The 19,482-nt window shown below is 44.4% G+C and carries 13 protein-coding genes; 8 read left to right on the top strand and 5 right to left on the bottom strand.

The window, feature by feature from the left end; translation table 11 throughout:
• Positions 1–11 precede the first annotated feature (11 nt).
• Complete coding sequence (locus DXA54_RS12140) at positions 12–2,981, bottom strand: PEP/pyruvate-binding domain-containing protein (RefSeq protein WP_120079566.1); 2,970 nt, start codon at positions 2,979–2,981, stop codon at positions 12–14.
• 171 nt (positions 2,982–3,152) lie between these two features.
• Here DXA54_RS12140 and DXA54_RS12135 point away from each other — a divergent pair, with 171 nt between their 5' ends.
• From DXA54_RS12135 to DXA54_RS12115, 5 genes are all read left to right on the top strand, one after another.
• Positions 3,153–5,270 carry a prolyl oligopeptidase family serine peptidase gene (locus tag DXA54_RS12135; RefSeq protein WP_120079564.1) on the top strand — a complete coding sequence of 706 codons (2,118 nt, stop codon included), beginning with the start codon at positions 3,153–3,155 and terminating at the stop codon, positions 5,268–5,270.
• 200 nt (positions 5,271–5,470) lie between these two features.
• Positions 5,471–6,808, top strand: coding sequence for an NADP-specific glutamate dehydrogenase (gene gdhA, locus DXA54_RS12130; RefSeq protein ID WP_004297996.1), 1,338 nt, complete (start codon positions 5,471–5,473; stop codon positions 6,806–6,808).
• Positions 6,809–7,040: 232 nt separating this feature from the next.
• Complete coding sequence (locus DXA54_RS12125; RefSeq protein WP_004306834.1) at positions 7,041–8,204, top strand: M24 family metallopeptidase; 1,164 nt, start codon at positions 7,041–7,043, stop codon at positions 8,202–8,204.
• 82 nt (positions 8,205–8,286) lie between these two features.
• Positions 8,287–9,849: a sulfatase family protein gene (locus DXA54_RS12120; RefSeq protein WP_004310061.1), complete on the top strand. Its 1,563-nt coding sequence runs from the start codon at positions 8,287–8,289 to the stop codon at positions 9,847–9,849.
• Positions 9,850–9,898: 49 nt separating this feature from the next.
• Positions 9,899–11,425 carry an arylsulfatase gene (locus DXA54_RS12115; RefSeq protein ID WP_120079562.1) on the top strand — a complete coding sequence of 509 codons (1,527 nt, stop codon included), beginning with the start codon at positions 9,899–9,901 and terminating at the stop codon, positions 11,423–11,425.
• A 466-nt stretch (positions 11,426–11,891) separates the two neighbouring features.
• Here the strand turns inward: DXA54_RS12115 and DXA54_RS12110 are convergent, their stop codons facing one another.
• A complete protein-coding gene (locus DXA54_RS12110; RefSeq protein WP_004321787.1) occupies positions 11,892–13,325 on the bottom strand; it encodes a CCA tRNA nucleotidyltransferase in 1,434 nt (477 codons plus the stop codon).
• Between the two features lie 95 nt (positions 13,326–13,420).
• Here DXA54_RS12110 and DXA54_RS12105 point away from each other — a divergent pair, with 95 nt between their 5' ends.
• On the top strand, positions 13,421–14,257 hold the full coding sequence (locus tag DXA54_RS12105) for a hypothetical protein (protein WP_004297988.1): 837 nt from the start codon (positions 13,421–13,423) through the stop codon (positions 14,255–14,257).
• A gap of 222 nt (positions 14,258–14,479) precedes the next feature.
• Here DXA54_RS12105 and DXA54_RS28395 read toward each other — a convergent pair whose 3' ends face one another.
• Genes DXA54_RS28395 through ruvA form a run of 3 tightly spaced genes read right to left on the bottom strand, consistent with a single transcriptional unit; the run spans position 14,480 to position 16,254 of the window.
• Positions 14,480–14,617: a hypothetical protein gene (locus DXA54_RS28395; protein ID WP_004297987.1), complete on the bottom strand. Its 138-nt coding sequence runs from the start codon at positions 14,615–14,617 to the stop codon at positions 14,480–14,482.
• Between the two features lie 40 nt (positions 14,618–14,657).
• Positions 14,658–15,650, bottom strand: coding sequence for a DUF3843 family protein (locus tag DXA54_RS12100; protein ID WP_004321790.1), 993 nt, complete (start codon positions 15,648–15,650; stop codon positions 14,658–14,660).
• A gap of 1 nt (position 15,651) precedes the next feature.
• Entirely contained in the window at positions 15,652–16,254 is a 603-nt protein-coding gene (gene ruvA, locus DXA54_RS12095; RefSeq protein ID WP_004306823.1) for a Holliday junction branch migration protein RuvA, read from the bottom strand.
• A gap of 187 nt (positions 16,255–16,441) precedes the next feature.
• Here ruvA and DXA54_RS12090 point away from each other — a divergent pair, with 187 nt between their 5' ends.
• Both DXA54_RS12090 and DXA54_RS12085 read left to right on the top strand, forming a co-directional pair.
• The gene (locus DXA54_RS12090; protein WP_004321792.1) at positions 16,442–17,341 is read left to right on the top strand and encodes a diaminopimelate dehydrogenase; all 900 of its coding nucleotides are present in this window, start codon (positions 16,442–16,444) and stop codon (positions 17,339–17,341) included.
• A 96-nt stretch (positions 17,342–17,437) separates the two neighbouring features.
• Complete coding sequence (locus DXA54_RS12085; protein ID WP_120079560.1) at positions 17,438–19,477, top strand: DUF3857 domain-containing protein; 2,040 nt, start codon at positions 17,438–17,440, stop codon at positions 19,475–19,477.
• Positions 19,478–19,482: the final 5 nt, after the last annotated feature.

The following is a 19,482-nucleotide window of genomic DNA, read 5'->3' as shown; positions in this document are numbered from 1 at the left end:
CATACACCACCTTAAGCCTCCGGCATCAAGACTACTCCCAGCTTCTTCTTACCGTCCATCTTGACTACCACAGGCTTTTCAAAGCGAACGTGACGGAGATAGTTCGTTTCCTGCACTGCCGGTTGCGCATTGAGGAAATCCTGATTATACACTCCATCATTCATAAAGGCGTTTATCGTGAAATACCCTACCCCGAAAGAAGTCAGATTCTGGAAAAAGTGTGTCCCCTGACTGGGATCTACCCGGTAATTAGTCAGACCGGCTTCCACAATCACACGGGCAGCTGAAATATGAGGCCACTTCACCGGAATACCAAGCCATGCATCACTGCTCCCCCAGCGTCCCGGACCAACCAATATATAGTTCTTTCCTTCGTTCAGGAACTGTTGATTGATCTTTTCTATCTCCCAAGCAATCGTCTGATTATTGGAGGCACTATAATTGTCCGTTTTTACATAAACCACATCATATACCTCATTCATAATGCCGTGTCCCAATGAATTATACGAACGGAGAATCACATTCTCATCAGGAATCTCGTTCAAATCTTCGTCCAGCATTTCTTTGCTGTCTACGATAGGACGAATCTGCAATAGATAGAAAGTTCCGGATTTATCATGTTCGCGACTTAACGTTGCAGCAAATTCAATTTCAACCGGACGGCGCATCTCCTGTTCACCATATTTCAATACTAACTGCAGAATACGAGCTAACGGAAAAACATCATGTTGCAGGATATTAGCAAAAGTAATCACCTTACGTCCTCCCGGATATAAACCATCACGAATGATCTGATCGTACGGATCGTAGGTAGAAGCAATATAACGCAGAGCACCGTCACTTTCTGCCTCTTTGACATGAAGTTTCAGCAAATTAAAACCATCGTCGATAGAAAAATCATGTCCGGCATTTTTCAAATCCAATGCATAGAAACGGGTTTGAGTCTCCTTGAGAGCAATTTCCATTTCGCTGGTCTGTAACACCTGATTAGGATGATAAGGAGAAAAACGAAGGGTCATGCCACCGTCAACAATATATTTTCCTAATCCCAAAGCCAGATTCACCGTTCCCTCTTCTGCCTTTTCATTCCCCAACGGATAATAATTGAGCGAGCGTGCCACACCGGACATGGAAGGATAATAACGGTCACCATACTGATTGCCAACTACTTCCTGTAAGATAACAGCCATTTTCTCCTGATCGATTACATTCGACGTAGCTTGCATATACGCTTTGCTGTCACGGAAATAAACCGAAGCATACACCCCTTTGATGGCATCGGAAAGCATCCGCAACATTTCATAGCGGTCGTCCAGATAAGGAATCATGTAAGTGTTGTAAATTCCGGCAAACGGTTGATAGTGAGAATCCTCCAACAAGGAAGAAGACCGAATGGCAATCGGAGACTTCACGACATCGAAGAAAGTGAAAAAGTCCTCTATCAACCGGTCCGGCAACTTTGCCTTCAGGAAATATTTTAAAATCGTGGCATCATCCGCATCCGACAACGCAATCTGATACAGATTGTTGGTGTCCATGAACTCATCAAAGACATCCGTGCAAAGCACCACTGTTTTCGGAATAGCAATACGCGCATTTTCAAACTCGTCAAACTCCGGATGACGCTTCACCATATTATCAATAAATGCCAGCCCACGCCCTTTTCCTCCGAGAGAGCCATCCCCGATACGGGCAAAGTTAGAATAACGGTCGAAGCGGTCGCGCTTAAAGACCGCCACGACTCCCTGGTTCTTCATCTTACGATACTTCACAATCGCCTCAAAGATGATTTTACGGTGAGCATCCACATCCTGAAGACTATTCCAGGTTATCGGTTTCAAAAATTCAGCCACCGGGAACATGGCACGTGAATAAAACCAACGCGACACGTGATTCCTGCTGATATGATATAAGAAAGATTCCGCAGGTACGGCAAAAAGAATGTTTTGCAGCTCCTTCAAATTCCGGACGCGGGCAATCTCCTCCCCGGTATCCGGATTGCGGAAAATAAAATCACCAAAACCAAAATTATCGGAGACGATACGGCGCAAATCAACGTCCATCTTCTTGGAGTTCTTATCGATAAAGCTGGCACCATACTTGGCTGCATAAGACGAATTTTCAGATTCGGAAGACTGAATAATCAAAGGAACAAACGGATCATTCTTACGTATCTCCGCACACAGCTTGATACCTGCCAGACCGTCTTTCTCTCCCCGTTCCACTTTCGGGAAACGGACGTCAGTGATTACCCCCAATATATTATTCTGATACTTATGATAGATCTCCATCGCCTCCTGATACGTACGTGCCAACACTATTTTAGGACGTCCGCGCATACGGAGCGTACGCTGGTGTGCATTCAAGGCTTCGGTAGAGAATTCCTGACTCTGCTTCAACACGAACTTATACAGATTCGGCAAAATGGAAGAATAGAAACGAATGCCATCTTCCACCAAAAGAATCAGCTGCACACCGACCTCCTGTACATCGTGTTCCAGATTCATCTTGTCCTCTATCAACTTAATGATAGACACCAACAGGTCGGTATTACCCAACCAGCAGAACACATATTCGAACGCACTTAAATCTTCATTGATAATCCGTTTGGTAATACCATGGCTAAAAGGAGTCAGTATGACGATAGGAATATGCTCGTATTTCTCTTTAATGTGACGGCCGATATCGAAACTGTCATTATCCCCCGTGCTCGGCATACAAATCACCAGGTCGAACGACATATTTTCCAACTGTGACAATGCTTCCTCCTCCGTAGATACCTGCGAGAAACGAGGTGGATAGCGCAGAGACAAAGAAGTGTATTCATTGAAAATCTTCTCATCAATGCGCCCGTCATCCTCCAACATGAAAGCATCGTAAGGATTAGCGATTAATAACACGTTAAAAATCCGCCTTGTCATCAAGTTAGCGAATTGTGTATCTTTGAAGTAAAGCTGGTTTAATTTATATTTACTAAGCATAAAGTCATTCTCCTTTCTTATTTCAAATCGTCTATCTGCAGAATCACATTTTGCAAAGTTAATTCTTTAAATCTCATTTTCCACCATCTTCTTTATAAAGTTTACTTGTTTATCTCTTATTATTTTGTAGATTTGTAACTTTAAGTTTATTCAAAAAGACTTTTTATTCACATGAAAAAAGTAACTTTATTAATGAGTGGAATCATGGTGATGTCATGCGCTCCCCAACAGAAAAAGCTAGTCTACCCCGAGACGGCAAAGGTAGACACCGTAGACGTGTACTTCGGTACACAAGTTCCCGACCCTTACAGATGGCTGGAAAATGACACCAGTGCAGCTACTACTGCCTGGGTAGAAGCACAAAACAAAGTAACGAATGAGTATCTAAGTCAGATTCCATTCCGGGAAAACTTGTTGAAACGATTGACCACACTGGCCGATTACGAGAAGATCAGTGCGCCAATCAAGAAACATGGCAAATATTACTTCAGTAAAAATGATGGCCTGCAAAACCAGAGTGTATTCTACGTACAGGATTCACTGGACGGCGAGCCTCGCGTTTTCCTCGACCCGAACAAGCTCTCGGACGATGGCACAGTGGCACTGACCGGTCTTTACTTCTCAAACGATGGCAAATATACCGCTTACAGTATCTCACGCAGCGGATCGGATTGGTCTGAAATATTTGTCATGGACACTGAAAGTGGCAAGTTATTGGAAGATCACATCGAATGGGCCAAATTTACCGGTGCCGCCTGGCAAGGAGACGGATTCTACTACAGCGCCTACGATGCTCCCGCCAAAGGAAAAGAATTCTCCAACGTAAACGAAAAGCACAAAATCTATTATCACAAAATAGGTGAACCGCAATCGAAAGATAAACTGATTTATCAGAATCCGGCTTATCCGAAACGTTTCTATACAGCCAGCACCAGCGAAGACGAACGTATTCTCTTCCTCACAGAATCCGGTGCCGGAAGAGGCAACAACTTATTTATAAGGGACCTGAAAAATCCGAATTCTCCTTTTATCCAACTGACTACCGACCTCGACTACCAATACTACCCGATTGAAGTGTTCGGCGACCAGATTTATATTTATACTAACTATGGTGCACCGAAAAACCGGATCATGGTAGCCGACATCAACCGTCCGAAACTGGAAGACTGGAAAGAACTCGTTCCCGAATCGGAAGCCGTTCTTTCAAATGCAGAAGTGATCGGTGGCAAACTGTTCCTTACTTACGACAAAGATGCTTCGAACCATGCATACGTTTACGGCCTCGACGGCAAGCAGATTCAGGAAATCCAACTGCCTTCACTCGGTTCGGTAGGCTTTAGCGGCAACAAAGACGATAAAGAATGTTTCTTCGGATTTACTTCATTCACCATTCCGGGTGCCACTTACAAATATGATATGGACCAGAACACCTACGAACTATACCGTGCACCGAAAGTACAGTTCAACTCGGATGATTTTGTGACGGAACAAGTATTCTTTGCCAGCAAAGACGGTGTAAAAGTCCCGATGTTCCTTACCTATAAAAAAGATCTGAAGAAAGACGGCAAAAATCCTGTATTCCTCTACGGATACGGTGGTTTCGGCATCAGCCTCAACCCGGGTTTCAGTGCAATGCGCATCCCATTCCTCGAAAATGGCGGTATCTACGCACAAGTCAACCTGCGTGGTGGCAGCGAATACGGTGAAGACTGGCACGTAGCCGGAACTAAGATGCAGAAGCAGAATGTATTCGACGACTTCATCTCTGCTGCCGAATATCTTATCAACGAAAAATATACGAATAAAGATAAAATCGCCATTGTAGGTGGCTCCAATGGCGGTCTGCTGGTAGGTGCCTGCATGACACAGCGTCCGGACCTGTTCCGTGTAGCAATTCCGCAGGTAGGCGTGATGGATATGCTTCGCTATCATAAATTTACTATCGGTTGGAACTGGGCAAGCGATTACGGAACAAGCGAAGACAGCAAGGAAATGTTTGAATACCTCAAAGGCTATTCTCCATTGCACAACCTGAAACCGGGCACAAAATATCCGGCAACACTGGTAACCACTGCCGACCATGACGACCGTGTGGTTCCCGCCCATTCATTCAAGTTTGCCGCTACGCTGCAAGCAGACAACGACGGTACAAACCCGACACTGATCCGCATCGACAGCAAAGCAGGTCACGGTGCAGGCAAACCGATGGCAAAAGTACTTGAAGAACAAGCAGACATCTACGGTTTCATCATGTACAATTTGGACATGAAGCCGGATTTTAAGAAGTAAAAAGTACAAAGTATTAAATTCAGGTATCAAGTATTAAGTATTAGCACTGAATACTTGATACCTAATGCTTTTTCTACTATCATTTTATCATTATTTAATCAAAATAATGGCATAAAATCAATCACATCTGAAAAATTTTCCTATATTTGCAGTGAGTTAGTTGACATTTTATCAGAATTAACCTTTTAAAATATAGTATCATGAACATCCAGAAAATCATGTCCTCTTTGGAGGCTAAGCATCCCGGTGAATCTGAATATCTTCAGGCAGTGAAGGAAGTTCTTCTTTCTATCGAAGATATATACAATCAACATCCTGAATTTGAAAAAGCTAAAATCATAGAAAGATTGGTAGAACCTGACCGTATCTTCACTTTCCGTGTGACATGGGTGGACGATAGAGGCGAGGTACAGACCAATCTCGGCTATCGTGTACAATTCAATAATGCGATAGGCCCATATAAAGGTGGTATCCGTTTCCATGCATCCGTTAATCTTTCCATTTTGAAGTTCCTCGGCTTCGAACAAACATTCAAGAATGCACTGACTACCCTGCCTATGGGTGGCGGTAAAGGCGGTTCCGATTTCTCTCCACGCGGCAAGAGTGATGCTGAAATCATGCGTTTCTGCCAGGCATTTATGCTGGAATTGTGGCGTCATCTCGGACCGGACATGGATGTGCCTGCCGGTGACATCGGTGTAGGAGGACGTGAAGTGGGCTATATGTTCGGCATGTACAAAAAACTGACTCGTGAATTTACCGGTACATTCACCGGCAAAGGATTGGAATTCGGCGGTTCATTGATTCGTCCGGAAGCTACTGGTTTCGGAGGACTGTATTTTGTCAACCAGATGCTTCAGGCAAAAGGGATTGATATAAAAGGTAAGACAGTGGCAATCTCCGGTTTCGGCAACGTTGCCTGGGGAGCAGCTACTAAAGCTACCGAACTGGGTGCAAAAGTGATTACGATTTCCGGTCCGGACGGATATATCTACGATCCGGATGGTATCAGTGGTGAAAAAATTGACTATATGCTCGAACTTCGTTCTTCGGGTAACGATATTGTGGCTCCTTATGTCGAACAGTATCCGAACGCAACCTTCGTAGAAGGAAAACGCCCGTGGGAAGTGAAAGCAGACATCGCACTTCCTTGCGCCACCCAGAACGAATTAAATGGAGAAGATGCTCAAAATCTCATAAAAAATGACGTACTTTGCGTCGGAGAAATTTCCAACATGGGATGTACCCCTGAAGCTATCGATCTTTTCATTGAACATAAGACGATGTATGCTCCCGGTAAAGCGGTCAACGCAGGTGGTGTAGCCACTTCCGGTCTGGAAATGTCTCAAAACGCAATGCACCTTAGCTGGAGTGCTGCCGAAGTGGACGAAAAACTCCATGCAATCATGCACGGCATCCATGCACAATGCGTGAAATACGGCACGGAACCCGACGGATACATTAATTATGTGAAGGGTGCCAACATTGCCGGATTTATGAAAGTAGCTCACGCAATGATGGGGCAAGGCGTTATTTAGAAGACTTTGTTTAGTTGTATTTGTATTTGTGGTTTGCGCTGCTCGTCTCCTGTGACAGGACGCGGGTAGCGCTATTTTTTTGAGATTAACATTATTTTCGCTGGAATTAATTATCTTTGTAGCATGATAGGTTAAATAATAGTTTGTGAATTTGTTATATGCGATAAACAACTCACAACTAATAATTTACCATTATTGGTTTTGTAATTAATAATCAAGTAATAAATAAAAAATGCTACAACCCGAATTGAAATTTCGCCGTGACAAAATTCGCAGTCTGATGGTGTCGCAGGGCATTGACGCCGCACTTATCACGTGTAATGCAAATTTAATTTACACGTATGGCTGTGTAGTCAGTGGCTATCTTTACCTCCCCCTTCATTCGCCTGCACTATTATTTTTTAAACGTCCTAATAACATCACAGGAGAGCACTCATTCTCTATCCGCAAACCGGAACAAATTGTTGATCTGCTGAAAGAACAAGGATTACCGATGCCAACCAAACTGATGTTAGAAGGTGACGAACTTCCTTATACGGAATATTGTCGTCTGGCCGGTCTCTTCCCGGAAGCGGAAGTGGTAAATGGTACCCCGTTGATTCGCCAGGCACGCAGCGTGAAAACACCTGTAGAAATTGAAATGTTCCGCCGCTCCGGCATTGCTCATGCAAAGGCTTATGAGCAGATTCCAGGTGTTTATCGTCCCGGTATGACGGATATTGAATTTTCCATCGAAATAGAACGCCTGATGCGCCTGCAAGGTTGCCTCGGAATTTTCCGGGTATTCGGACGCAGTATGGAAATATTCATGGGTAGCGTACTGACCGGAGATAATGCCGGTTACCCCTCTCCTTATGATTTTGCCTTAGGCGGTCAGGGACTTGATCCTGCCTTGCCGGGAGGAGCAAATAAAACTCCGTTAAAAGAGGGACAAAGCGTTATGGTGGACTTAGGTGGCAACTTCAACGGTTACATGAACGATATGAGCCGTGTATTCTCCATCGGCAAACTGCCCGAAGAAGCTTACACCGCCCATCAGGTTTGTCTGGATATCCAAGAAAAAATTGCTTCCATTGCCAGACCGGGTATTGCCTGTGAAGTGCTTTACGACACAGCAGTCGAAGTGGTCAAAGCAGCCGGATTTGCCGACAAATTTATGGGAACAGGACAACAAGCCAAATTTATCGGTCACGGCATCGGGCTTGAAATTAACGAAGCTCCGGTACTGGCTCCCCGCATAAAGCAACAATTAGAACCGGGTATGGTCTTTGCCCTCGAACCGAAAATCGTTATTCCGGGTGTAGGTCCCGTAGGTATCGAGAACTCTTGGGTAGTGACCAACGAAGGAATAGAAAAACTGACGAACTGCAATGAAGAAATCATTGAATTAAGTTAAACAGACGATGAAAAAGATGTGTCCGGCAAAGAACAGGCACATCTTTTTCTACTAATAATAACACACTTAACCCCCAAAACCAATGAAACAACCTTTCATTCTAACCCTTGTATCCTCTGTTGCCTGTGCTGTAACAGCCGCCAACAAAGCACCGGAAAACACCACACCGACAAAGTCAAAAACACCCAACGTTGTATTTATCTATGCCGACGATCTCGGCTACGGCGATCTGGAATGTTACGGAGCTAAAAACGTACAGACACCCAACGTCAACCGACTGGCAAAATCGGGAATCCTTTTCACCAATGCTCACGCAACAGCCGCCACCAGCACCCCTTCCCGCTACTCCATGCTAACCGGAGAATACGCATGGCGCAAAGAAGGAACGGATGTAGCGGCAGGAAATGCCGGAATGATTATCCGTCCCGAACAATACACCATGGCAGATATGTTCAAAAGTGTCGGTTACACCACTGCCGCAGTAGGCAAATGGCATCTGGGACTCGGAGATCAAACCGCCACTCAAGACTGGAATGCTCCGTTACCGTGCGCACTGGGCGATTTAGGTTTCGACTATCATTACATTATGGCAGCCACAGCCGACCGTGTACCCTGTGTATACATCGAAAACGGGAAAGTAGCCAACTATGATCCGAGTGCTCCCATCGAAGTCAGTTATCAAAAGAACTTCGAGGGTGAACCTACCGGAAAAAGTAATCCTGAATTACTTTATAACCTCAAGCCAAGTCACGGTCACGACATGTCGATCATTAATGGAGTTTCACGCATTGGTTTTATGAAAGGCGGTGGAAAGGCACTCTGGAAAGACGAAAACATTGCTGATTCACTTACCACACACGCCATTCAATTCATCGAGGAAAACCAAAACAAACCTTTCTTTCTCTACTTTGCCACCAATGACGTACATGTGCCCCGCTTTCCTCACGACCGTTTCAGAGGAAAAAATCCGATGGGATTAAGAGGCGACGCTATCGTACAGTTCGATTATTGTGTCGGTGAAATCCTGAATACACTCGAAAAACTGGGATTAAGAGAAAATACACTCATTATTCTTTCAAGTGACAATGGCCCGGTAGTAGACGACGGATACGATGACAAAGCAGAAGAACTACTCAACGGTCATAGTCCTGCGGGACCACTACGGGGCAACAAATATAGTGCCTTTGAAGGAGGAACCCGTATTCCTGCCATCGTCAGCTGGCCTGCAGGAGTAAAAAAAGGAATGACTTCAGACTTATTGGTTTCACAAGTGGACTGGCTCGCCTCTTTCGCTTCCCTGACCGGAGCTACGATGCCTAAGAATACTGCACCGGATAGTTACAACTATCTGGGAAGTTGGCTGGGTAAAGAAAAGACAGACCGCCCGTGGGTGATAGAGCAGGCTTCTAATCACACACTTTCCGTCCGCACCAAAGACTGGAAATACATCGAACCGAATGACGGACCGAAAATGATTCAATGGGGACCGAAGATAGAAACCGGAAACTCTAAAGAACCCCAGCTTTATAAGATGAAAGAAGTGAAAGAGGTAACCAACTATGCAAAGAATATGCCGGAGAAAGTGGCAGAACTGCAAAGTATCCTTCAAAGCGTACGCGAAGGAAAGGACTTAATCGGGAAATAATTCCAGATATGAAACACTGAAACGCTTTTATTTTAATGACAACAATATCATGAATTATCAATCAATCCCGTTGATAGGCAGTGCCCTGCTCCTATCTACCCTATCTGCCAACGGACAGAAAAAAAATACCCAGCCCAATATCCTCTTCATCCTTTGTGACGATATGGGATATGGAGACTTAGGATGCTACGGTCAACCATTTATCCGTACCCCTCATATAGACGCCATGGCCGGTGAAGGAATGCGTTTTACGCAAGCATACGCAGGAAGTCCCGTCAGCGCCCCTTCCAGAGCTTCATTCATGACAGGACAACATTCAGGCCATTGTGAAGTACGAGGTAACAAGGAGTACTGGAAAAATGCACCGATCGTGGAATATGGACAGAATAAAGAATACTCAATAGTGGGGCAACACCCTTATGATCCCGACCACGTAATCCTGCCGGAGATAATGAAAGATAACGGCTATACCACAGGTATGTTCGGTAAATGGGCCGGAGGTTACGAAGGTTCCTGTTCCACTCCCGACAAACGGGGGATAGACGAATACTACGGTTATATCTGTCAGTTTCAGGCTCATCTTTATTATCCCAATTTCCTGAACCGTTATAGTAAAGCGTTGGGTGACACCGGAGTGGTACGTGTAGTGATGGATGAAAACATCCAATATCCGATGTATGGTCCCGACTACCTGAAACGTCCGCAATATTCGGCCGACATGATTCACCAGAAAGCATTGGAGTGGCTGGATCAGCAAGACGGCAAACAACCGTTTTTCGGCGTATTGACTTACACCTTACCTCATGCGGAACTCGTTCAGCCGGAAGATTCTATCCTGAATGAATACAAAGCTAAATTCAACCCGGATAAAGAATTTAAGGGAAGCGAAGGCTCACGATACAACGCCATCACGCATACACACGCCCAATTTGCCGGAATGATTACCCGCCTGGACTATTACGTGGGCGAAGTTTTGAAAAAACTGAAAGAAAAAGGACTGGACGAAAACACATTGGTTATTTTCTCCAGTGACAACGGCCCTCACGAGGAAGGCGGAGCTGATCCTACTTTCTTCGGCAGAGACGGAAAACTACGCGGACTGAAACGTCAATGTCACGAAGGAGGAATACGTATTCCATTTATCGCCCGTTGGCCGGGACACATACCTACAGGCGAAGTAAACGATCACATCTGTGCATTTTATGATTTAATGCCGACGTTCTGCGAAGTTATTGGTATCAAAGACTACGAAAAGAAATACCGCAATAAGGAAAAAGAAGTCGATTATTTCGATGGGATTTCTTTCGCCCCCACACTCCTGGGTAATAAAAAGCAAAAGAAGCATGATTTTCTGTATTGGGAATTTGATGAAACAGACCAGATTGCCGTACGCATGGATGATTGGAAAATGGTAGTGAAAAAAGGAACACCGTTCCTCTATAATCTAAAAACAGATATTCATGAGGATCATGACATAACACTCCAACATCCGGATATCGTGGAAAAGATGAAGGCTATCATCTTTGAACAACATACTCCGAATCCTCATTTTTCGGTGACGTTGCCCAAACGATAAACACACAGATAAAGAAATAATGAGTAATCAGCAGTTGGAAAGCAAGTTATCATTCATTCCTATACGGTTTTCACCACAGAGGACACGGAGGGTACAGAGGTGAATCTTGTTCATGCCGGTACTGAAATGAACTAATTTCGAGCTTGTGCAGATTTATTTTTGATACCTAATGGGGTTATGGCTAATGATACATGAATTTATTCGTCTGACAATTGTTGTTCTTTCGTCTGACAATTGTCAGACGAAAAAGAAACAGCTGTCAGACGAAAGTTCAACAACTGTCAGACGAATAAATCTATGTATGATGAATATTAAATCATCGCATATTACCAATTAAATCTTAGAAGAACTAAGATTAGTTCATTCCTGCCTTGTTTTACTCCAATTCAACTACTGATTCGCATAAATCAGTGTCTGAATACTATAGGATTACGATGCCTGATTTTATATCTGTTCCGTCCTTCTATCAGCGAATAGGCGTCATTCCCATCTTCTTTGCCCGTTCCAGCATGAAAGCATGAGCCGCCTCATATTCATTCGGAATCACTCCATCCAAGATTGCATCTTTGATAGCACTCTTCAAGACTCCGACCTCACGACAAGGTTCCAAGCCGAAAATCTCCATAATTTCTTCTCCGCTCACAGGTGGCTGGAAATTACGGACACGGTCTTTCTCTTCCAAATCCTTCAGTTTCTGTCGAACCAACTGGAAGTTATTCAGGAAACGCTGTTTACGTTCCATATTCTTGGAAGTAATATCCGCTTCACAAAGCATCATCAAGTCGTCAATGTCATCACCCGCTTCGAAGAGCAGACGGCGTACAGCCGAGTCTGTCACCACATCATCTGCGATAACGATCGGGCGCATGTGCAGGCTGACCAGCTTTTGTACATACTTCATCTTCTCATTCATCGGCAACTTCATCTTGCGGAAGATATGCGGAATCATCTTTTCACCGATAAAGTTATGATTATGGAACGTCCATCCCGCTTTAGGCTCCCAACGTTTCGTGGCAGGTTTGGCAATGTCGTGCAACAAAGCAGCCCAACGCAGCCAAAGATTATCAGTCTTCTTGCTGATATTATCCAGCACTTCCAACGTATGATAAAAATTATCCTTGTGAGAACGCCCGTTCCGTGTTTCCACACCCTGCAAGGCAGCAAATTCCGGAAAAATCAACGACAGCAAACCGCTACGCTCCAAATCAATAAATCCTTTTGAGGGGATTGGAGAAAGAATAATCTTATTCAGTTCGTCCGCAATACGTTCACGGGATATAATTTCAATCCGTTCCTTATTCCGGCAAAGCGATTCGAAAGTATCATCGTCAATGTAAAAACCCAATTGCGTAGCAAAACGGATGCAACGCATCATGCGCAAGGGATCATCGCTGAAAGTAATATCCGGGTCGAGGGGAGTGCGGATTGTCTTTTCCTTCATATCCTCCAAACCTCCAAACGGATCTACCAATTCACCAAAACGTGCTTTATTGAGACATACGGCCAGAGCATTGATCGTGAAATCGCGACGATTCTGATCGTCTTCCAGCGTGCCGTCTTCAACAATAGGTTTACGCGAATCCCGTTGATAAGATTCTTTACGTGCACCAACAAACTCTACTTCCGTGCCTCTATATTTTACTTGTGCTGTTCCGAAATTCTTGAAAACAGAAACATGAGCACCACGTCCCAACTGTTTTCCAAGGGCTTCCGCCATTGCAATTCCACTTCCTACAACTACTACATCTATATCTTTAGAGGGACGTTGCAGAAAAATATCACGAACATAACCACCTACCACATAACACTCCATACCGAGTGTATCAGCCGTTTCGGCTATCTGTCCGAAGATGGGTTCGCTAAAATGCTGCTTCAATTCCTCTTGAGTCAACTCTATCATTCTTTTTAGTTATAAGTTTTGAGGGGACAAAATTACAAAAATAAGGGATATATTTGTATTTTTGCCGCTAATAAAACCAGTAAATAGAATTTGTGATGAAAAAACTGATTATCCTCTTTTGTGGTACGCTGGCATTAGCTGCCTGCGGAAATGGCCTTGAGAAAAAAGCCAATGAAAAACTGATGGTTGCCAAGGCTGCCTACGAACGTGGCGACTATGAAGAAGCTAAGTTACAAATTGACAGTATCAAGATTCTCTATCCCAAAGCGTTCGAAGCACGTAAGGCGGGACAGGCACTGATGCTCGATGTTGAAACAAAGGCACAGCAAAAAACGCTTGCTTACCTGGATAGCGCCTTTCAGGCAAAGACAGAAGAATTCAATGCCATCAAGGACAAATTCAAACTAGAAAAAGATGCCGAATATCAACAAGTCGGCAACTACCTCTGGCCTACACAGACCATTGAAAAAAATATGCACCGTTCGTACCTCCGCTTCCAAGTGAACGAGCAAGGTATAATGAGTATGACTTCCATCTACTGTGGTGCCGGCAACATTCACCATACAAAAGTGAAAGTGATTGCTCCTGACGGCAGTTTTGCAGAAACTCCAAGCTCCAAAGACAGCTACGAGACAACGGACATGAACGAGAAAATAGAAAAAGCTGACTACAAACTAGGGGAAGACGGAAATGTGATCGAATTCCTGAATCTCAATAAAGACAAAAATATCCGTGTGGAATATATAGGCGACCGCACCTATAAAACGACAATGAGTCCAACCGACCGCCAGGCCGCAGCAGGTGTTTACGAATTAGCACAAATCCTCTCGGCCATGGAACAGATTAAAAAAGAACAAGAGGAAGCCAACCTGAAAATCGGATTCATCAATAAGAAGAAAGAACGGAAAGCACAGGAAGAAATTACCGATTAGTAAAAGGAAAGCCATCCACCAGAAAAAGCCATTGGTTAATAATAAAATAGACGGGAATAGTTGTTATTTTTCATAAACGACAACTATTCCCGTCAAATGCATAATGAGACTCTTAATCCTCTGCGTGAGAGAAAAGGCGTTTCCTGGTAGGGAGAAAAGGCGTAGTCTGCCATCATCAAACGGCGTAGCCTGATAACCAAAAACGGCGTGGTCTACACGCCTTTATTTTATCCTTCTATTCAACTGATTATTAGCCTTTTCCTGCTTTGATTTTCCGACCCGTTTTCCGGTCGTCTTCTTTTTACCGACTGCAGACTTTGTCTTTCCGGCAAAAGGATTGTTACTTTTTTTGATTAACATAGACAGCACTTATATAAACAGTACTTATTTCTTATAATTCTTATTCTCCTTCGTAATACTCACCCAAAAACCAGCGAGCCACAAAATCCCAGTTTTCCTGCAATAACTCCTTTCCGTTCTCAAACGGGAACTGTGCTTCCGGCAACAAATCGTGTTCCATTCCATATTTCAGCAGATCGAACGGACACAAACCTTCTTCACAAAACAGCTCGTATGCTTCCTCTTCAGCCAGTTCGGCATTGTAGAGCGGATTACGTTTGTCTGCAAAATATTCGGCTACATCAGGACCGATCAACAACCCTTTCGGATTGGCAAAAACCACAAAGTTACCGAACTCCTTTAAGTCAGGCAACAAAGAATCCTCTTCATCTTCCCACTTCAACGACTGCACAAAGAAAAATTTTAGCGCTTCGTAAGAGTCAAAGTATAAAAGCGGTTCACCTTTGCTCGCTTCAAGGAAACGTTCTACGTTCGTAGGCATCTTTTCTCCCGGCAAAGCTACCGGCAGAGGCATCCGCTTCTTTTGCATCAGCTCCGTTTCCATCAGCCAGTCCGTTGCCAGATAATCGCTGATAGGAGCCAATTCGAACGCAGCATCCAAACGGTTGTAAAGCGTATCCGCAAACTCCAGCAAATCCGCATCCATCGGGTTCTCTACTCCATCAAAATCATCGCCAACCGGAGAATTGATGGCCCACAAAAGGAAAACAATATCTTCACGGTTAATTTCGTCCGGCAAATATTCCTCCGTCAGTGCGTAAAAAGGCAAATAACGTCCGTAGCTTTTCCGGTGCCAATGAATAAACTGACGCCAATTTCCTCCGTCTGCTACGCAATCTTCCAAATACAAGGCACACGTCAAAGCCACTCGCTTCTGGTCTTCCTCCCACTCTCTCCCACCGTATATAAAAGAATCTGCCACCAACGGCAATAGCTGGTTAGCGAAATCCAGATACCATTCATCCGTATCCACTGCTTTTGCACGACCATGAGCGTCCAGCCATGCTTTCATATATATCTTCTGTTGCTTCATACTACAAACGTTTCAAAGCCAGTTTGATAACCTTTTCTACCGGAGCATCCGGCTCCTCCTTCAAGATAGCCAACACCACCTTCTGTGAAGGTGCAGCAGCAAAGCCTAGCATCGTCAATGCAGACACCGCCTCTTCCTGCACTTCCGCATTGGCAGGTTGCAACAACAAACCTGCGGAAGCCCCTCCGGCAGCAGACATACCCATTGTTTTTATCTTATCTTTCAGGTCGACAATCACGCGTTGCGCAGTCTTCAGCCCGATGCCTTTCACCGTTTTCAACATGTTCGCATTTTCAGTACTGATTACGTTCACCAGTTCGGCAGGCGAGAGAGCCGAAAGAATCATACGAGCCGTGTTCCCACCGATTCCGGAAACGGAAATCAATAATAGGAAAATCTCCCGTTCCTGTTTCTCGGCAAATCCGTAGAGCACATACGCATCTTCACGAATCGCCTCGTAAATATATAGCTTACAACTTTTCTTTCCCTGAATAGCCGAATAGGTATTCAAAGATATATTGGCGGCATATCCCACCCCGTTACAGTCGATCACCGCGGTTGCCGGACTTAGTTCGGCAAGTTCGCCTCTAATATATTCTATCATAACAGGGACAAAGATAAAACTTTCTCACCACAGATTACACTGATTTTCACAGATTATTCTTTTGTGCATTAGATATGAAGAATATGAAAAAAATAAAAATATTAAAGCAGATGAACCAAAGTTAGTAGTAATTTGTTTACTTTTGCAAGCAAAAGAAAGAAATTTGTTCATTAAAACCAAGAAAAGAATGAAAAAAGTAAGAGCTGCCATCGTTGGTTATGGCAACATTGGACATTATGTACTTGAAGCGCTTCAGGCGGCACCTGATTTCGAAATAGCCGGAGTCGTTCGTCGTGCAGGAGCAGAGAACAAACCGGAAGAGTTAGCAAACTACGCAGTAGTGAAGGACATAAAAGAGCTGGGAGAAGTAGACGTAGCTATTCTTTGCACGCCGACCCGCAGCGTAGAAAAATATGCAAAAGAATATCTGGCGATGGGTATTAACACGGTAGACAGTTTCGATATCCACACCGGTATCGTAGACCTGCGCCGTACCTTGAATGCTACCGCCAAAAAACATAAAGCCGTATCGATCATCTCTGCCGGATGGGATCCGGGAAGCGATTCCATCGTACGCACCATGCTGGAAGCAATTGCTCCGAAAGGCATCACCTACACCAACTTCGGTCCCGGTATGAGCATGGGACACACAGTAGCCGTAAAAGCGATTGACGGAGTGAAAGCTGCCCTTTCCATGACCATTCCGACCGGCACGGGAATCCACCGCCGCATGGTATACATCGAACTGAAAGACGGATATAAATTCGAAGAAGTAGCCGCTGCCATCAAAGCAGATCCTTACTTCGTGAACGATGAAACACACGTGAAACTCGTTCCGAGTGTAGACGCCCTGCTGGATATGGGTCATGGTGTAAATCTGACTCGCAAAGGTGTATCCGGCAAAACACAGAACCAGTTGTTCGAATTTAATATGCGTATCAATAACCCCGCACTGACCGCACAAGTACTGGTATGCGTGGCACGCGCTTCCATGAAGCAACAACCGGGATGCTACACGATGGTAGAAGTTCCCGTTATCGACCTTCTCCCCGGCGACCGCGAAGAATGGATCGGACATTTGGTATAATATATTTTATACATAAAACAAAATTAAAATAGAGAAAGGCGGTACACCTTTCTCTATTTTTTTTATCTTTGTGAGCATACTACAAAAAACACAATTATGAGAAAACTATTCATTCTCTGCGCATTTCTATTACAGCTCCTGTCGCCTGTCTACCCACAACAAGCCACAACAGCCACCATAGAGCCCAATCTGAAATACGGAAAACCCTCCAAAGAAGAACTGTCTCTTACCTCTTATGCCCCGGACACCACCGCTACGGCTATTTATCTCTTCCATCAGGGACAAAGTGACTTCATCTACCATGACGGTTTTCAACTAACTACCGAGCACTGGGTACGCATCAAAATCCTGAAACCACAAGGAGTGTCATACGCCGACGTGTCCGTTCCCTACTACTCTCCTACCGATAAAGATGAAGGACAGGAAAGAGCCAGTGAGATAGAAGGCTGCTCCTACAATATGGAAAACGGGAAATGCATAAAAACACCCATGAAGCGGGAATCCATCTCTTTCGAACGGTTCAATAACCTGTATAAAATACTAAAATTCTCTCTGCCTGCTGTCAAAGAGGGCACTATCATCGAATATCACTACAAACTCTACTCCGACTATTTCTCACACATCGACAACTGGATGATGCAGGAAGAACTCCCGATGCTCTACAACCAGTATAAAATCACCATCCCTCATGTATTTGTCTACAACATCGAACTCCGGGGAAAGGACTACATACAAGTGAAGCAAAGAGACTCCTCCATTCATGCCACGGAACGTGAGGGATCCAGTGCAGGCGGAGTCAGCAAAGACTTCACCGTTTCGGCACAAGAAACCACCTTTACCTCACGCAACCTTCCGACTATCCGTCAGGACGAATCCTACTGCTGGTGTCCGGAAGACTATAAGGTGCAAGTGAGCTTCGATCTGCAAGGCACTCAATTCACCCCCAATGAATACAAACCATACAGCCAGAAATGGGAAGATGTAGACAAGCAGTTGCTCAAACCGGAAAATACACAGTTCGGCGAACACCTCTCACTCACCAACCCTTTCCGCCCTGAAACCAAACAAGCCTACAACAGCGAAATGAATTTCGAGGAGAAAATCATCTGCGCCTTCCAGGTGCTCAAAAAGAAAATGGCCTGGAACGGACGGTATCAGCTCTACAGCAAAGAGCTCGAAAAAGTAATCAAGAAAGGAAGCGGCAGTAATGCCGACCTGAATTTCATCCTTATCAGCATCCTGAAAGACTTCGGGCTGGAAGCCTATCCGGTGGTTATGAGCCGACGTTCATCAGGTATGCTGCCGTACAACTTTCCTTCTCTGCAAAAACTAAATACATTCTTTGTTGCTATCCACGATATAAACAAACAAAAATATGTATTTTTAGACAGTTCTATGGACGTACCTGCCTTTAATATATTGCCGCTTGAATTGTCTGTAAACAAAGCACGCATGCTTTCCCTAAAAGAGAAAGAAGAAAAGAAATGGGTGAACGTGATGGCTCTTTCCCACAACAAAAGTTTTATGAAGATTGATGCTCGAATAGAGGGAAATCAAGTGAAAGGACATCGCAGCACGGTTCTCTACGGGCAGGAAGCCATCGAATATCAGGCAAATGAAAATCATAAACAGGACAATCTCGTTTCGAATCCTGAAAACAAAGTCAGCCAGAAAGAGAAACTCACTGTCACCAACCTGAAAGTGAAAAAGCAGGAAAATGACTGGGCACTGATAGAAGAAGAGTTTGACTTCGTCCTGCAAGCCGACCGAACGGACGATCACCTTTATATCAATCCAATGCTCTTTCCGCAATTGAAAAGCAATCCTTTTATCCAGACGGAACGGGTACTTCCCATCGAATTTCCCTACCCGTACAAATTCACGATGCTGTCTACGCTGACTCTCCCCGAAGGATATGAAGTGGAAGAACTTCCTCAATCACAATCTATCCGGTCGGAAGGAGACGGATTACAGTGTAAATATATGATTCAGCAACAGGGAAATACAATCCTGCTCAATTATGTATTCCACCTGAAAGGCTACATATTCCTTTCCGAACAATACAAACAACTGCAGGAACTATGGGCCAAAGTAATCGAAAAAAACAACGCACTCATCGTGCTCAAAAAAATATAAACTTT

It is taken from the genome of Bacteroides sp. OF03-11BH (genome assembly GCF_003604005.1).
Classification (GTDB): Bacteria; Bacteroidota; Bacteroidia; order Bacteroidales; family Bacteroidaceae; genus Bacteroides; species Bacteroides ovatus.
The sequence above is the reverse complement of the archived record's forward strand: the minus strand, read 5'-3'. Positions and strand labels throughout refer to the sequence as shown.

Bases quoted from the DNA above. Each gene is read 5' to 3' on its own strand.
- DXA54_RS12140 (WP_120079566.1), bottom strand. From the start codon at position 2,981: ATGCTTAGTAAATATAAATTAAACCAGCTTTACTTCAAAGATACACAA.
- DXA54_RS12135 (WP_120079564.1), top strand. From the start codon at position 3,153: ATGAAAAAAGTAACTTTATTAATGAGTGGAATCATGGTGATGTCATGC.
- gdhA (WP_004297996.1), top strand. From the start codon at position 5,471: ATGAACATCCAGAAAATCATGTCCTCTTTGGAGGCTAAGCATCCCGGT.
- DXA54_RS12125 (WP_004306834.1), top strand. From the start codon at position 7,041: ATGCTACAACCCGAATTGAAATTTCGCCGTGACAAAATTCGCAGTCTG.
- DXA54_RS12120 (WP_004310061.1), top strand. From the start codon at position 8,287: ATGAAACAACCTTTCATTCTAACCCTTGTATCCTCTGTTGCCTGTGCT.
- DXA54_RS12115 (WP_120079562.1), top strand. From the start codon at position 9,899: ATGAATTATCAATCAATCCCGTTGATAGGCAGTGCCCTGCTCCTATCT.
- DXA54_RS12110 (WP_004321787.1), bottom strand. From the start codon at position 13,325: ATGATAGAGTTGACTCAAGAGGAATTGAAGCAGCATTTTAGCGAACCC.
- DXA54_RS12105 (WP_004297988.1), top strand. From the start codon at position 13,421: ATGAAAAAACTGATTATCCTCTTTTGTGGTACGCTGGCATTAGCTGCC.
- DXA54_RS28395 (WP_004297987.1), bottom strand. From the start codon at position 14,617: ATGTTAATCAAAAAAAGTAACAATCCTTTTGCCGGAAAGACAAAGTCT.
- DXA54_RS12100 (WP_004321790.1), bottom strand. From the start codon at position 15,650: ATGAAGCAACAGAAGATATATATGAAAGCATGGCTGGACGCTCATGGT.
- ruvA (WP_004306823.1), bottom strand. From the start codon at position 16,254: ATGATAGAATATATTAGAGGCGAACTTGCCGAACTAAGTCCGGCAACC.
- DXA54_RS12090 (WP_004321792.1), top strand. From the start codon at position 16,442: ATGAAAAAAGTAAGAGCTGCCATCGTTGGTTATGGCAACATTGGACAT.
- DXA54_RS12085 (WP_120079560.1), top strand. From the start codon at position 17,438: ATGAGAAAACTATTCATTCTCTGCGCATTTCTATTACAGCTCCTGTCG.